The sequence below is a fragment of the Janthinobacterium sp. GW821-FHT03C08 genome (assembly GCF_059420905.1).
The window spans coordinates 22,642-38,778 of record NZ_JBWKUP010000009.1 but is presented as its reverse complement, the minus strand read 5'-3'; the positions used below and the strand labels follow the sequence as shown (position 1 = coordinate 38,778).

General features: G+C 62.6%; 11 protein-coding genes and 1 tRNA gene. 10 read left to right on the top strand and 2 right to left on the bottom strand.

The genetic code is table 11. The annotated features are described in order from the left end of the window. The first annotated feature begins 186 nt into the window (after positions 1 to 186). A complete protein-coding gene (locus tag AC07VL_RS14170) occupies positions 187 to 2,259 on the top strand; it encodes a M13 family metallopeptidase (RefSeq protein ID WP_494806448.1) in 2,073 nt (690 codons plus the stop codon). A gap of 200 nt (positions 2,260 to 2,459) precedes the next feature. Here the strand turns inward: AC07VL_RS14170 and AC07VL_RS14165 are convergent, their stop codons facing one another. Next, positions 2,460 to 3,023 (bottom strand): c-type cytochrome, encoded by a 564-nt coding sequence (locus tag AC07VL_RS14165; protein WP_494806447.1) that lies wholly within the window; start codon positions 3,021 to 3,023, stop codon positions 2,460 to 2,462. A 199-nt stretch (positions 3,024 to 3,222) separates the two neighbouring features. Between AC07VL_RS14165 and AC07VL_RS14160 the strand changes: the two genes are divergently transcribed. Then, a tRNA-Arg gene (locus tag AC07VL_RS14160) sits at positions 3,223 to 3,298 on the top strand. A gap of 106 nt (positions 3,299 to 3,404) precedes the next feature. Here AC07VL_RS14160 and AC07VL_RS14155 read toward each other — a convergent pair. After that, positions 3,405 to 4,082 carry a type 1 glutamine amidotransferase domain-containing protein gene (locus AC07VL_RS14155; RefSeq protein WP_494806446.1) on the bottom strand — a complete coding sequence of 226 codons (678 nt, stop codon included), beginning with the start codon at positions 4,080 to 4,082 and terminating at the stop codon, positions 3,405 to 3,407. 308 nt (positions 4,083 to 4,390) lie between these two features. On the opposite strand from AC07VL_RS14155, the gene AC07VL_RS14150 reads away from it, so the two are divergent. The 8 genes from AC07VL_RS14150 to AC07VL_RS14115 all read left to right on the top strand — a co-directional run bounded on the left by AC07VL_RS14150 (position 4,391) and on the right by AC07VL_RS14115 (position 16,038). Further along, positions 4,391 to 7,048, top strand: coding sequence for a TonB-dependent receptor (locus AC07VL_RS14150; RefSeq protein ID WP_494806445.1), 2,658 nt, complete (start codon positions 4,391 to 4,393; stop codon positions 7,046 to 7,048). Positions 7,049 to 7,243: 195 nt separating this feature from the next. Beyond that, positions 7,244 to 8,596, top strand: coding sequence for an MFS transporter (locus AC07VL_RS14145; RefSeq protein WP_494806444.1), 1,353 nt, complete (start codon positions 7,244 to 7,246; stop codon positions 8,594 to 8,596). A gap of 24 nt (positions 8,597 to 8,620) precedes the next feature. Next, positions 8,621 to 9,568: a glycoside hydrolase family 43 protein gene (locus tag AC07VL_RS14140; RefSeq protein ID WP_494806443.1), complete on the top strand. Its 948-nt coding sequence runs from the start codon at positions 8,621 to 8,623 to the stop codon at positions 9,566 to 9,568. Between the two features lie 17 nt (positions 9,569 to 9,585). Then, complete coding sequence (locus tag AC07VL_RS14135) at positions 9,586 to 10,671, top strand: aldose epimerase family protein (protein WP_494806442.1); 1,086 nt, start codon at positions 9,586 to 9,588, stop codon at positions 10,669 to 10,671. 196 nt (positions 10,672 to 10,867) lie between these two features. Then, on the top strand, positions 10,868 to 12,610 hold the full coding sequence (locus AC07VL_RS14130) for an IlvD/Edd family dehydratase (RefSeq protein ID WP_494806441.1): 1,743 nt from the start codon (positions 10,868 to 10,870) through the stop codon (positions 12,608 to 12,610). 12 nt (positions 12,611 to 12,622) lie between these two features. Continuing rightward, positions 12,623 to 13,615, top strand: a complete 993-nt coding sequence (gene araD1 / locus AC07VL_RS14125) for an AraD1 family protein (RefSeq protein ID WP_494806440.1) — start codon at positions 12,623 to 12,625, stop codon at positions 13,613 to 13,615. After that, on the top strand, positions 13,612 to 15,189 hold the full coding sequence (locus AC07VL_RS14120) for an aldehyde dehydrogenase (NADP(+)) (protein WP_494806439.1): 1,578 nt from the start codon (positions 13,612 to 13,614) through the stop codon (positions 15,187 to 15,189). The genes araD1 and AC07VL_RS14120 overlap by 4 nt, the downstream gene beginning before the upstream one ends. Before the next feature lie 81 nt (positions 15,190 to 15,270). Then, entirely contained in the window at positions 15,271 to 16,038 is a 768-nt protein-coding gene (locus AC07VL_RS14115; RefSeq protein ID WP_494806438.1) for an SDR family NAD(P)-dependent oxidoreductase, read from the top strand. Positions 16,039 to 16,137: the final 99 nt, after the last annotated feature.

The window sequence follows — 16,137 nt, the reverse complement described above, 5'->3', positions numbered from 1 at the left end:
GCTTGCGCGGCTGCGTGAAAAACGTACGACTGTAGCAACAAAAAAGGCCACCTTGCGTGGTCTTTTTTGCATTCGGGCCAAAGTTTTTTCTGTCGTTTCGGCCGGTATGCTACAGTCAAAAACCGGGCCAGAAGCCTTGGGCGTTCTGACCCTGATATTCCACACCATACAATATTGAGGATTACCGTGAATCGTTATTTGTTAAGTGCATTGACCCTGAGCTTGCTGGCCAGCGTATCCGGCATGGCGGGCGCCGCTGATACCGCCAAGAAAGAAGCGGTCGCCACCACGGCCGCCGCGCCCGCGGCGCTGACTTCCGGCATCGCCATCGAATACATCAACCCCGCCGTGCGCGCGCAGGATGACCTGTTCCAGCACCTGAACGGCAAATGGCTGGCGGAAACCGTCATTCCTGCCGACAAGTCGAGCTGGGGCAGCTTCGCCAAGCTGGCCGACGATACGCAAACGCAGCTGCGCGGCATCGTCGAGGGCGCGGCCGCCGACAAGGCCCGCGCGGCCGGCTCGAATGCCCAGAAGATCGGTGACTTCTATAACAGCTTCATGGACGAAGCCAAGCTGGAAAGCCTGGGCCTGACCCCTCTGAACGGGGAACTGGCGAAGATCGCCGCCCTGCAGGACAAGGCGGAATTGCCGATCGTGATCGCCCACTTCAGCAAGCTGGGCGTGACCTCGCCCTACGACTTCGGCATCCACCAGGACGCCAAGGATTCCACCAAATACGTGGCCGACATCGTGCAAAGCGGCCTGGGCCTGCCTGACCGCGACTATTACCTGGAAGCAGGCAAGGCCGACACGCGCGCCAAGTACCTGGCCCACGTGGAGAAAATGCTGAGCCTGGCTGGCGACGCGAATGCCGCGGCCAACGCCAAGGCCATCCTGGCGCTGGAAACGGAGCTGGCCAAGGCGCAATGGAGCAATGTGCAGAACCGCGACCCCGTCAAGACCTACAACAAGGTGGACCTGGCGAAACTGGCCGACGTCGCGCCGGGCTACGACTGGGCCCGCTACCTGAAGGACACGGGCATCGCAGGCAAGGTCAATTACGTGATCGTCAGCCAGCCCAGCTACCTGAAGGGTTTTGCCGAGATCGCCAACAAGACGCCGCTGGAAACGTGGAAAGCGTATTTCCAATGGCACTTGCTGCACGCCAACGCCGGTTACCTGTCGAAAGCGTATGTCGATGAAAACTTTGCCTTCTATGGCACCACCCTGACGGGCGTGACGGAAATGCGTCCGCGCTGGAAACGCGGCGTGGGCGCCGTCGAAGGCGCACTGGGCGAAGCCGTGGGCCAGCTGTACGTGGAACAGTATTTCCCGGCCGAGCGCAAGGTGCGCATGGAAGCGCTGGTGAAAAACCTGATGACGGCCTACAAGCAAAGCATCGACAAGCTGGACTGGATGAGCCCCGTCACCAAGAAACAGGCGCAGATCAAGCTGGCCAAGTTCACCACCAAGATCGGCTATCCGAACAAATGGCGCGATTACTCGGGCCTGACGGTGGCGCCGGACGACCTGGTGGGCAACATCCAGCGTTCGCATTTGCTGAACTACAACCGTGAACTCAATAAGCTGGGCCAGCCGATCGACCGCGACGAGTGGGGCATGACGCCACAGACCGTCAACGCCTATTACAACCCCGAGCTGAACGAAATCGTCTTCCCGGCCGCCATCCTGCAAGCGCCGTTCTTCGACGCCAAGGCGGACGACGCCGTCAACTACGGCGCCATCGGCGGCGTGATCGGCCATGAAATCAGCCACGGCTTCGACGACCAGGGCGCCCAGTACGACGGAGACGGCAACCTGCGCGACTGGTGGACCAAGGCCGACCACAAGAACTTCGCCAAGAAAACCAAGCAGTTGGTGGCGCAGTACAACAGCTTCAGCCCCGTGCCGGGCCATTTCGTCAATGGCGAACTGACCCTGGGCGAGAACATCGCTGACAACTCCGGCGTGGCCATCGCTTATAAGGCGTACAAATTGTCGCTGAACGGCAAGAAAGCCCCCGTCATCGACGGCTTCACGGGCGAGCAACGCTTCTACGCGGGCTTTGCCCAGGTATGGCGCATGAAGATGCGCGAAGCGCAGCAACTCGTGCTGCTGAAGACGGACCCGCACTCGCCAGGCCAGTTCCGCGCCAACGGCACCATGCGCAACCAGCCAGGCTTCTATCAAGCCTTCGACGTGAAACCGGGCGACAAGATGTACCTGCCGCCAAAAGACCGCGTCATCATGTGGTAAGACGGTTGTTGACAGCGTAAGTTGCCGCCGCCCCGCGCAAGCCGGGCGGCTTTTTCATGCCGTTTGATCTGGCGCAAGCGGCAGTCCTCCGGGCCGGCGTCGCCGACCGCGCCGTGCGGCAATGCCGTCCCTTGCGTCTGCGTCTGCGCCAGGCGAAAAAAAACCGCCCAACGGGGCGGTTCCTTGCTGCTGCGATGCGCTTACTTGGCAGGCTCTGCCGCATGGGCGGAGGCGCCGCCAGCGGCTGCGGCAGGCGCCGGCACTTCCGGTTCCTTGAACTTGCCGCCCGAGGCGTTGGCCATGTAGACGACGGCGCGCGCCACTTCCACGTCGTCGAGGTCGGGATTGCCGCCCTTGGCCGGCATGGCGCGCAAGCCTTCGATGGCGTGTTTCAGGACCGTATCGTAACCCTGGGCCAGGCGGGCCGACCAGCTGCCCGCATCGCCAAATTTGGGCGCGCCGGCCACGCCGGCGCCATGGCAGGCCACGCAGGTGGCCGTGTAGACAGCTTCGCCGCCTTGCAGCACTTTCGGACCGCTGGCATCCTTGAAGGTGTAGCCCGCATTGGCTACCGGACTCAGGCGCTCGGCGATGGCTTCCGGCGACTGGCTGTCCGAGCCGGCGCCCGTCAGTTTTTGGGTGGTGACAAATTGCACCAGCAAGATGATGCCGATGACGGTGATGAGGAAGAAGCCAGCTACGGCGGCAAGCAATTGTTTAGGCGTTTTGATCGCTGATTGTTGTTCGTTATGTGCGTCGCTCATGATGTCCTTAGTCCAGATTCGAAACTGATGGCCGTGTAAGGTAGCATTTTTACATGCCTGGATGTAAACCTTTATGAAACCCACAATTATAGGCACAAAAATTGAGCAGTGACATGCAATTGCCGGCGATACGACAGTTTCCGTAGACGTAGGTAAAGAAAAACGGTATCCTTCGCATCACTTCAGAAATTCCCCCTACGCGGCTGTAGCTCAGTGGATAGAGTATTGGCCTCCGAAGCCAAGGGTCGTGGGTTCGATCCCCGCCAGCCGCACCAGACAAATCAAGCCTTGTGTTTTCTCCCGTCAGCGTCAGTATGATTGCGACGTGTGACGTCATGGCCGCGCAAGTCGCTGCGCAGCCACCCTGTTCAGCAGCGAATATTATTTCAGCAGTTTCAGCAAGGCCTGTGCCGCCGCCTCCGACGAGGCCGGATTCTGGCCGGTGATCAAGATGCCGTCCGTCAGCACATACGCGGCCCAGTCGGCGCCTTTCGAGTAGATGCCGCCGTTTTCCTTGAGCATGTCTTCCACCAGGAAGGGGACGACTTTCGTCAGGCCCACGGCCTCTTCTTCCGTATTCGTGAAACCCGTCACTTTCTTGCCTTTCACCAGGGGCTGGCCATCGCTGCCCTTGACGTGGCGCAAGACGCCAGGGGCGTGGCAGACGGCGGCGACGGGCTTGCCGGCCGCGTGCAGCGCTGCGATGAGGGCGATCGAATCCTGGTCTTCGGCCAGATCCCACAGGGGGCCGTGGCCGCCCGGGTAGAACACGGCGTCGTAGTCGGCCGCCTTCACCGTGGCGAGGGGGACCGTGGCGGCCAGCGCGGCTTGCGCGGCCGGGTCGGCCTTGAAGCGGGCCGTGGCGGCCGTCTGCGATTCGGGCGCGTCGCTCTTCGGGTCCAGCGGCGGCTGGCCGCCCTTGGGCGATGCCAGGGTGAGCTTGGCGCCCGCGTCTTTCAGCACGTAATACGGCGCGGCGAATTCTTCCAGCCAGAAGCCGGTCTTGTGGCCCGTGTCGCCCAGTTGGTCGTGCGAGGTCAATACCATTAAAACGTTCATGCGGACTCCTGTGCAAGCGGTGGATGGAATGGCAGTTGCCACGCTGTCAGCTTAGTCCTGTTCGCGTTTTCATGCTGCACGCCAGCGCTGCCACTTTTTTGGGCATGGCCAGGTGAAACCTGCCCGTGACGCCCCTGCCGTTGTCGGTTTACAACCTTCCCCGTCCTCCCGGAGCCGATATCGAAATTGATATCAAAACTGTGGAAAAATTGATTGGAGAGATTATCGTCCAGCCCCTAAGATAAACGCCGAGCATGCGTCCGACATGCAAGCAGCAGAAAAAATATCAATACAATATCTGGAGATGCATGATGTCGAACGCCCCCGGCCCGCTCGCGGCCACTTCCCCTCGTCCCTACACCTTGAAGGCAGTCGTTGCGGCACTGGCCGGTATCGGCTTGCTCAGCTCCGCCTCGGTCTGGGCGCAGGCGACGGCGACCGCTGACGCTGGCGCTGAACCGGCGGCCGAAGTGTCCGTGGTAACGGTCAGCGGCGTGCGCCGCTCGGCGCAAAATTCCCAGCAGATCAAGATGCGTTCGGACCAGGTGATCGATTCCATCGTGGCCGATGATATCGGCAAATTCCCCGACAACAACGTGGCCGAGACCCTGGCCCGCGTGTCCGGCATCCAGATCCGCCGCGATTCGGGCGAGGCCAGCGCCGTCATGATCCGCGGCTTGCGCGACGTCACGACCCTGCTCAACGGCCGCGAACTGTTCACCACCACGGGCCGCTACGTCAACCTGGCCGATATTCCCGCCACCATGCTGCAGCGCGTGGACGTCTACAAGTCGCAGGGCGCCGACCAGGTGGAAGGGGGCGTGGCCGGCATCATCAACGTGCGCACCAACCGGCCCTTCGATTTCAAGGAATTCACGGCCAGCGTGAATACGCGCGCCGTCTACAGCGACAAATCGAAAGCCACGGACCCGAACGTGAGCGGCATGGTGTCGAACCGCTGGAAGACGGGCGTCGGCGACGTGGGCGCGCTGTTCGGCTTGTCGCAGCAGCAACAGCGTTACCATGAAGAACGCGCGTTCAACACGGCGCCCGTGGACAAGAGCTATTTTTCGCCGGGCCTGACGGCGCCGGACCAGGTGGGTTTGCTGCCGATCAAGGGCGACCGCCGCCGCACGACCGCCAATGGCGTGCTGCAATGGCGGCCGAATGCCGACGTGGAACTGTATGCGGAAGGCATGGCCACGCGCTTCCTGCTCGATTCGGAATCCGATTATTTCGTCGGCCTGCCATGGTGGGGAACGCCCGTGTCCGCTACCAGGATTCCCGGCACCGACCAGCTGCAAACCCTGACTTCCACCAACGTCAACACCATCATGTCGACGCAGGCAAACAAGAGCGAGTCGAAGACGCACCAGTTTGCCGTGGGCGGCTTGTGGGAAATCAATCCGGAATGGCGTTTCACGTCGGAACTGGCCAGCACCAGGAGCACGTTCAACTGGCGCAACCCCATCCTCGACGCCATCACGCAGGTGCCGAACGCCACCATCAACACGAATCTGAACGGCACGCTGAACGTCGATTACACGGGCATCGACCTGAAAGACCCGTCGAACTACTACCTGAAGGGCTTTTTCGACCGCTACGGCCGCGATGAAGGCAGCTCGAACGACTTGCGCGCCGACCTGGCCTACACGCCCGGTGCCGGCGGCTTCTTCAAGGAAATCAGCGTCGGCCTGCGCGGCGTGAAGCGCGAAGCGCAATCGATCAAGAGCTTTGAAGGCAACGCGGAAGCACCGGACGTGTCCGGCGCCGCGTTCCCGTTCAGCCGCCAGAGCGTGACGTCGATTCCGGGCCTCAATTGCCTGTCGGAACCGATGTCCAGCGGCGGCCCCAACTATGGCTTGAGCCAGTGGTACACGCCGTGCGCCAGCTTCCTGCTCAATCACACGGGCACCCTGCGCGAAGCCATCACGGGCAGCAGCGCGGCGCGCGCCATGGACCCGGGCTCGTTCTTCAAGGATACGGAAAAAACCTATTCCATCTATACCAAGGCGAAGATCGCCTTCAAGCTGGGCGCCTACCCCGTCGACGGCACCGTGGGCGTGCGCGTCGTGCGCACCGAGCAAAGCCTGCAGGGCAACAGTTCGCAGGATGGCGTGTACACGCCCGTCATCAGCGACACGGCCAGCACGGACGTGCTGCCGAGCGTGGCGTTAAAAATCAAGCTGCGCGCCGACCTGATCGGCCGTTTCGCGGCGGGCCGCACCATCAGCCGTCCCGGCTTTGCCCAGCTCAATCCGGGCGTGGCCCTCGTGAACTCGACGGAAACGGTGAAAGCGACGGGCGCGGGCGGCAATCCGGATCTGAAACCGGTGACGGGCGACAATATTGACGCGGCACTGGAGTGGTATTTCGCGCCCGCCGGCTCCGTCAACGCCACCGTCTTCCACCACAAGTTCGACGGCTATATCCAGCAGCGCATCTCCAGCGAAACCATCGGCGGCAAGGTCTACGACGTGGACCGCCCGTACAACACGGCCGCCGGCAAGCTGCAGGGCCTGGAAATCGGCTACCAGCAGTTCTATGACGGCTTGCCCGGCATCTTGAGCGGCCTGGGCTTGCAGGCGAACGGCACCTACATGAGCGGCACGACCGACGACGAGACGGGCAGCCATGCCATCACGGGCGTGTCGCGCTATGCCTACAACCTGGTCGTGCTGTACGAGAAAGACGCGTGGTCGGGCCGCCTGGCCTACAACTGGCGCTCGAAATTCATCGACAGCTACAACCAGGGCGGCCCCGGCCTGGACTTGAAAGTGGCGGCCACGGCCCAGCTGGACGGCTCGCTGTCGTACAAGCTCAACGACCAGTTCACCTTGACCCTGGACGGAAATAACTTGCTTGATACCAAGTTCAAGGATTACTGGAATGAGCAGGGCGTGTATGCGCGCGATACGCGCCGCTATGACCGCACAGTAGGGTTATCGCTGCGCTGGAAGATGTAAAACGTCCATGGCTGCGTTGCCTTGCCTCGCCGTACTCCTCGTACTGTCTTCGGCAACGCGCCTTGCCCTGAACGTTTTACATGAGTGAAAAAAGCAGTATCCAAGGGCGTTGCCATGGTTTCGGCCGGCAACGCTCCTTGCGTTGTAAATCAGGCAGTCAGGCACGATTCATCATCAAAAGAATGGACGGAAAGCATGGAGACGCAAAAATTATCTACCGTTGAAAAGGTCGGCTTCGGCGCCGGCGACATGGCGCTCAATGTCGTCATCTCGTCGATGATGCTGATCATTACCTTTTTCTATACCGATATCTATGGCTTGAAAACCACCGACCTGGCCCTGCTGTTCGTGGCCGTGAAAGTGGTGGGCGCCATCGCCGACCTGGTCATGGGGCAGATCACCGACCGTTACAGCTTTGCCTCGGGCCGCTACCGTCCCTACCTGCTGTGGCTAGCCATACCGTTCGGCGTCAGCGTCTTCTTTGTGTTCACCACGCCGGAATGGGGCTATGACGCCAAGCTCATCTGGGCGTATTCGACGTACATTTTGATGACCATCATGACGGCCGGCGTGGGCATCCCGTATATTTCATTGATCAGCGGCTTGACCAGCGACCCGCATGAACGCCTGTCGGCCAACGGCTACCGGCTGTTCTTCGCCAAGATCGGCGCCTTCATGGTGACCATCGTCGTGCCCATCCTGTCGCAGCGCTGGGGCGGCGGCAATCCGGCCGTGGGCTACCAGGCGGCCATGGCCGTGATGGCCGTGATGGGCGTGGCTCTGTTCCTGTTCTGCTATTTCACCACTACCGAGCGCGTCGTCCACGTGGTGGAAAAACAGTCCTTGATGGCGCAGCTGCGCGTACTGCTGAAAAACGACCAGTGGCTGGTGCTGTGCGGCGTGTGCGTCACGGGCACGGTGGGCTACGTGGTGCGCGGTTCCGTCGCCATCTATTACGCGAAATACTACCTGGGCGGCGACACGGAAACCGTGGCCGCCTTCCTCACCACGGGCGTGGTGGCCGCCATCCTGGCCATGGTCGCCTCGACGTGGATCACCAAGTTCTATTGCAAGGTGAAACTGTTCCGCTACACGCAGATCGGCGTCGCCCTGATCAGCCTGGCGATCTACTTTTTTGTGAAGCCCAGCGATACCGTGCTGGCCTTCGCCCTGTATTTCCTGCTGTCCTTCGTGGTGGACTTGCATGCGCCCGTGTTCTGGTCGGCCATCGCCGAAACCATTGATTACGGCCAGGTCAAGACGGGCAAGCGCGTCTCCGGCTTCGCCTTCGGCGGCATTTCCGTCTGCCAGAAGGCGGGCATGGCCGTGGCGGGCTTTTTGGTGGGCATGCTGCTGTCGTATTTCGACTACCAGCCCAACCATGAGCAGACGCAATTCGCCCTGAACGGCATCGCCCTGATGCTGTCGGTCATCCCCGGCTTCTTCCACTTGCTGATGGGGCTGCTGATGTTCAAGTACCGCATCAGCGATGACTATTACCGAGGCGTAAAAGTGGAAATGCACAAGCGCGGTTTTGTGGCTGCGTAAGAATCATTGAATGGAGTAAGCAACATGGCAGACATCTTGAAACCGCTGATCGAACAACGTGCCGATCCGCACATCTACCGCCACAGCGACGGCTATTATTACTTTACGGCTTCGGTGCCCCAGTACGACCGCATCGAACTGCGCCGCGCCGACAGCATCGCCGGGCTGGCTGAGGCGCCCACCGTCGACGTGTGGCACAAGCCGGAGACGGGCCCGTACAGCGAACTGGTGTGGGCGCCGGAACTGCACTTCAACCAGGGCGCCTGGTATGTGTATTTCGCCGCCGCGCCCAGCCGCGAAATCAAGCATAAACTGTTCCAGCACCGCATGTATGCGATCCGTAATACGAATGCGAATCCGCTGGAAGGCGAATGGGAATTCATGGGATCGATCGACACGGGCATCGACACCTTTTGCCTGGACGCCACCACCTTCGAGCACGACGGCCAGCTGTACTACCTGTGGGCGCAGAAGGATGTCGCCATCGAGGGCAATTCCAACCTGTACATCGCGCCCATGGCCACGCCGTGGCAGCTGGCCGGCCCGCCCGTGATGTTGAGCAAGCCGGAATTCGACTGGGAAATCCGTGGCTTCTGGGTCAACGAAGGACCGTCCGTGCTGAAACGCAACGGCAAGATCTTCATCAGCTATTCGGCCAGTGCCACGGATGAAAACTACGCCATGGGCTTGCTGTGGGCGGATGCCTCCGCCGACCTGCTCGATCCCGCCGCGTGGACGAAGTCGCCCGAGCCCGTGTTTGCCACCTGCTACGAGCACGGCATCTACGGCCCCGGCCACAACAGTTTTACCACGGCCGACGATGGGGATAATGTGTTGCTGGTGTACCATGCCCGCACCTACACGGAAATCGTTGGCGATCCCCTGTGGAACCCGGACCGCCATACCTTTGTGAAGCCGCTGCGCTGGGATGCGCAAGGCATGCCCGTGTTTGGCAGTTCATCGACCCTGTAATCCCTGGAAGAGCGCCCATGACCCCTGTTGCCGCCGCATCTGCTACCCCCGCCACCGTCACCCAGGCGCCCTTCGGCGTCTTGCCCGACGGCGACCACGTCACCGTGTTTACCCTGACGAACCGCCAGGGCATGCAAGTGAAGGTGCTCGATTTTGGCGCCGTCATCAACGAAATCCACGTGCCGGACCGCGACGGCGTGTTTGCCGACGTGGTGCTCGGTTTCGAGCGCATCGAGCCGTATCTGCACAATAGCGCTTTCCTGGGCGCCGTCATCGGGCGCTACGGCAACCGCATCGCCGAGGGACGCTTCCACCTCGACGGCAAGGATTACCAGCTGGCCGTGAATAACGCGCCGAACCACTTGCACGGTGGCAACCAGGGCTTTCACCAGGTCATGTGGCAGGCCGAGCCGTTCACCAAGGACGACGCCGTGGGCGTGACGTTTACGCGCAGCAGCCCGGACGGCGAAGATGGCTATCCGGGCCAGCTGGACGTGACCCTCATCTACGAACTGGACGACGACAACGCCCTGAGCCTGCGCTATCACGCCGTGACGGACCAGGCCACGCCCGTCAACCTGACCAACCACAGCTATTTCAACCTGGCGGGGCAGGGGCATATCCTCGGCCACGAACTGTCCATCAACGCGGACCGCTACCTGCCCGTCGACGCCGGTTCCATTCCCACGGGCGAGCTGGCGGACGTGGCCGGCACGCCATTCGACCTGCGCCAACCCACCGTCATCGGCGACAGCATCGACTTGCCGCACGAGCAGATCCGCATCGGCCGGGGCTATGACCATAACTTTGTGCTGAATCAAAAGCCGGGCCAGCTGCTGAACCTGGCCGCCACCGTGCGCGATCCCGCCTCGGGCCGCAGCATGCAGGTGTACACGCAGGAGCCGGGCCTCCAGTTTTATTCCGGCAATTTCCTCGACAGCAGCCAGTACGGCAAGCTGCGCGCCATCAGCTACCGCAGCGCGCTGTGCCTGGAAACCCAGCATTTCCCCGATGCGCCGAACCAGGCGCAGTTCCCCAGCACCATCCTGCGCCCGGGCGAGGAATACCGGACGGAAACCGTGTACCGCTTTTCCGCCGAGTAAGCGCACCAGCCAAAATCGCCCACGCCCTGCCGCCACGTGCCCGCAGGGCGTTTTCATTGGTGCATGCCGATATCGTTTTCGATATCGAAACGCATTAAAAATTGATTGGAAAGGCATGGCAGGATTCTTTAGTATTCCAACATCGCTGCCCGGGCCGACGACCTTAGATCCGGCATGGCACAACCAGGAGAATGGCATGTCTGAGACAAAAAAGAAGGTAGCCCTGCGCTCGGCCGAGTGGTTCGGCTCGCAGGACAAGAACGGCTTCATGTACCGCAGCTGGATGAAAAACCAGGGCATACCCGACCACGAATTTCACGGCAAGCCCATCATCGGCATCTGCAATACCTGGTCTGAACTGACGCCCTGCAACGCGCATTTCCGCCAGCTGGCCGAACACGTCAAGCGCGGCATCCTGGAAGCGGGCGGTTTCCCCGTGGAATTCCCCGTCTTCTCGAACGGCGAATCGAATCTGCGCCCGACAGCCATGCTGACGCGCAACCTGGCGTCGATGGACGTGGAAGAATCGATCCGCGGCAACCCGATGGACGCCGTCGTGCTGCTGGTCGGCTGCGACAAGACGACGCCGGCATTGCTGATGGGCGCGGCCAGCGTCGACATTCCCACCATCGTCGTCAGCGGCGGCCCCATGCTGAACGGCAAGCTGAACGGCAAGGACATCGGTTCCGGCACGGCCGTATGGCAGTTGCACGAGCAGATGAAGGCGGGATCGATCACCCTGCACCAGTTCATGTCGGCCGAATCGGGCATGTCGCGCTCGGCAGGCACCTGCAACACCATGGGCACGGCCTCGACCATGGCCAGCATGGCCGAAGCGCTGGGCACCTCGCTGCCGCACAATGCGGCCATTCCCGCCGTCGATTCGCGCCGCTACGTGCTGGCCCACATGTCGGGCATCCGCATCGTTGAAATGGTGCACGAAGACCTGCGCCTGTCGAAAGTGCTGACGCGCGAAGCATTCCAGAACGCCATCAAGGTCAACGCCGCCATCGGCGGCTCGACCAATGCCGTGATCCATTTGAAAGCCATTGCCGGGCGCATCGGCGTGCCCCTGGAACTGGAAGACTGGACGAAAACGGGCCGCGGCACGCCGACCATCGTCGACTTGCTGCCGTCGGGCCGTTTCCTGATGGAAGAGTTTTACTATGCGGGCGGCTTGCCGGCTGTGATACGCCGCCTGGGCGAGGGCGATCTGCTGCCGCACAAGCATGCCTTGACCGTCAACGGCAAGTCGATCTGGGACAACTGCGTCGACGCGCCCATCTACAACGATGAAGTGGTGCGCACGCTGGACAACCCGCTGCTGGCCGATGGCGGCATCTGCGTGTTGCGCGGCAACCTGGCGCCACGCGGCGCCGTGCTCAAACCGTCGGCCGCCTCGCCGCATCTGATGCAGCACCGGGGCAAGGCCGTCGTGTTTGAAGACTTTGAACATTACAAGGCGCGCATCGTTGATCCGGATCTCGACGTCGATGCCAATTCCGTGCTGGTGATGAAAAACTGCGGCCCGAAAGGCTATCCGGGCATGGCGGAAGTGGGCAACATGGGCCTGCCGCCGAAACTGCTGGCGCAGGGCATCACCGACATGGTGCGCATTTCGGATGCGCGCATGAGCGGCACCGCCTACGGCACCGTCGTGCTGCACGTGGCGCCGGAAGCCATGGCGGGCGGCCCGCTGGGCATCGTGCGCGATGGCGACATGATCGCCCTCGATTGCCACGCCGGCAGCCTGAACATCGACATCAGCGACGCGGAAATCGCCGAGCGCCTGGCGAAGCGCGAACTGGGCAGCGCGCCGGGACCGAAGAGCGGCTACCAGCAGCTGTACATCGAACACGTGTTGCAGGCCGACGAAGGCTGCGATTTCGACTTCCTGGTCGGCAATCGCGGTTCCGCCGTGCCGCGCCACTCACATTAAGCGGAGAATCCCATGCTGTTGCTGCAATTTACGAATGAACATGGCGGCCGCCTCGTCGGCCTGCTGCAAGACGACCAGATCCGCGTCATCGAAGGCTACAACACGACCTATGCGCTGGCGCAAGACGCCATCCGCAAGAAGGTCGGCCTCGCTGAGCTGGTGGACGCCAGCGTCGGCAATACCACGCACTTGTATGCGGACGTGGCCGCCAGCGGCCGCCTGCTGGCGCCGCTCGACCATGCGGACGAGGCGCACTGCTATGTGACGGGCACGGGCCTGACCCATCTGGGCAGCGCCGGCGCGCGCGACGCCATGCACAAGAAGATCGGCGGCGACGCCGAGTCCCTGAGCGACTCCATGAAAATGTTCCGCCTGGGCGTGGAAGGCGGCAAGCCTGAAGCAGATACGGCGGGCGCCCAGCCCGAGTGGTTCTACAAGGGCGACGGCTCCATCGTGCGCGCCAGCGGCCAGCCGCTGCGCATGCCGGACTTTGCCCTCGATGGCGGGGAAGAGCCGGAAATCGCCGGCCTGTACGTAATCGGCGACGACGGCCAGCCCTACCGGGTCGGCTACGCCATCGGCAATGAATTCTCGGACCACGTGACGGAACGCCAGAACTATCTGTACCTGGCCCACTCGAAGCTGCGCATGTGCAGCGTCGGCCCGGCCCTGCTGGTGGGCGAATTGCCCGCGCACATAGACGGCACCTCGCGCGTGCTCGATGCGGCTGGCAATGTGCGCTGGGAAAAGGCCTTCGTCAGCGGCGAAGACAATATGTCGCACACGATTGCCAACCTGGAACATCATCACTTCAAGTATCCGCTGTTCAAGCGCCCTGGCGACGTGCACGTGCACTTCTTCGGCACGGCCACCCTGAGCTTTGCCGATGGCGTGAGCGTGGCGCCGGGCGAAACCTTTGAAATCGAAGCGCCGGCCTTTGGCCCCGCCCTGCGCAACCGCCTCGATGTTTTCCCAACCGCATTTGCGAAAGTGAGCACATTATGAGTTTCAATATCACCGGTGAGGCATTGATCGGCGGCGTCGCCGTCAAGGGCAATGGCGGCTCCTTCGAAGCGTGGGACCCGGCCGCGCGCGCGCACATCGCACCCGCCTTCCACATGGTTGACGTAGCGCAAATCGACGCAGCCTGCCGTCTGGCGCAAGCCGCGTTCGACCCGTTTCGCGCCACCACGGATGCGGAACGCGCCGACTTTTTGGACACCATCGCTGCGCAAATCGGCGAGCTGGGCGACGAGCTGATCGTGCGCGCCATGACGGAAAGCGGCTTGCCGCGCGCGCGCCTGGAAGGCGAACGCGGCCGTACTGTCGGTCAGTTGAAACTGTTCGCCGGCCTGCTGCGCGAGGGTTCCTGGACCGATGCGCGCATCGACAGCCCGCTGCCCGACCGCGTGCCGCCCCGTCCTGATTTGCGCTTGCGCATGATCGGCCTGGGCCCCGTCGCCGTGTTTGCAGCCAGTAACTTCCCGCTGGCCTTCTCCGTGGCCGGCGGCGATACGGCCTCGGCCCTGGCGGCCGGCTGCCCCGTCGTCCTGAAGGCCCACTCGGCCCACCCGGGCACCTCCGAGCTGGTGGCGCGCGCCATCGTCAAGGCGATCGCCCTCTGCAAGCTGCCGGCCGGCGTATTCGCCCTGCTGACGGGCACGGGCAACGGCATCGGCCAGGCTTTGGTCGCCCATCCGGCCATCCAGGCTGTCGGCTTTACGGGGTCGCGTTCGGGCGGCATCGCCCTGATGAAGGTGGCGGCGGAACGTCCGCAGCCGATCCCCGTGTATGCGGAAATGAGCAGCATCAACCCCGTGTTTGTGCTGCCGCAAGCCCTGGCCGCCCGTGGCGCGGCGATCGCCAGCGGCTTTGCCGCGTCGCTGACGATGGGCGTGGGCCAGTTCTGCACCAATCCCGGCCTCGTGCTGGGTTTGGAAGGCGCCGACTTCACGGCGTTTGCGGCCGCCGCCGCCGAAGCGCTGGCGCCGGCACCGGCCGCCACCATGCTGACGGCCGGCATTGCCAGCAGCTATGCCAAGGGCGTCGCCGCCCTGGCGCAGCATGCTGACGTGACGCCGCTGGTGCAAAACACGGGCGAAGAAGGCAAGGGCGCCGCCGCCCTGTTCATCACCTCGGGCGAGGCGTTTTTGGCCAAGCACGATTTGCGCGACGAAGTCTTCGGCCCCGCCTCCCTGCTGGTGGCCTGCCGTGACATGGAGCAAATGCTGGCGATCACGGAAAGCCTGGAAGGCCAGCTGACGGCCACCCTGCAGATGGATGCCGGCGACGTGGACAATGCGCGCCGCTTGCTGCCCGTGCTGGAACGCCGCGTGGGCCGCATCCTGGCCAACGGTTTCCCGACCGGCGTGGAAGTATCGACGGCCATGGTGCACGGCGGCCCGTTCCCGGCCACGTCCGATGGCCGCAGCACGTCGGTGGGCACGGCCGCCATCAACCGCTTCCTGCGCCCCGTGTCCTACCAGAATCTGGCGCAGGACTTGCTGCCGGAGTCGCTGCGCGACGATAATCCGCTGGGCATCTGGCGCCGCAAGGATGGCGTGCTGGGCAAGGACTAAAAACCTGCTGCGCGGCGGGGCCGATGGCCTTGCCGCGCCAGTGTGTGTTGTACCTAAAAAAATAAACAGGTGGAGACGAGTATGAAGCAATTGGCGAAATATGGCAGCTTGCAGGGCAAGCGCGTGTTCATCACGGGCGGCGGCAGCGGCATCGGCGAATCTTTGGTGGCGGAGTTTGCCGCCCAGGGCGCCCTGGTGGCGTTTGTCGATATTGCCGTGGACGCCAGCGAGGCCCTGTGCCGCCGCCTGGCTGAAGCTGGTCTGGCGGCGCCACTGTTCCGCCATTGCGACATCACGGATATTGCCTCCCTGCAAGCCGTCATGGCCGAGCTGGCCGCCAAGATGGGCGACTTCGATATCCTCGTCAACAATGCCGCCAACGACCAGCGCCACCAGGCGCAGGACGTCACCCTGGACTACTGGAACGAGCGCATTGCGATCAATCAACGTCCCATGTTTTTTACCTGCCAGGCCGTCTTCGAAGGCATGAAGCGCCAGGGCGGCGGTTCCATCATCAACGTCAGCTCGATCTCGTGGCACATGAAGTCGGGCGGCTACCCCGTGTATGCCACCACCAAGGCAGCCGTCGTGGGCCTGACGCGGGGCCTGGCGCGCGATTATGGCGCGCACAATATCCGCGTCAACACCGTCACGCCCGGCTGGGTCATGACGCAGCGCCAGATCGACCTGTGGGTTGATGAGGCGGCGGAAGCGGAGATCAAGAAAAGCCAGTGCCTGCCGAATAAACTGATGCCGCAGGACATCGCCGCCATGGTGCTGTTCCTCGCATCGGACGACGGCGCGATGTGCACCTCCCAGGAATTCATCGTCGACGCCGGCTGGGTCTGACAAAACGTCCAGGGCGTTGTTGCAGGGGCGGTAGTCATCGTATTGATGTACTAGCGTACTGTCTTCGACCCTGCGCCTGGCCCTGGGCGTTTTGTCGGG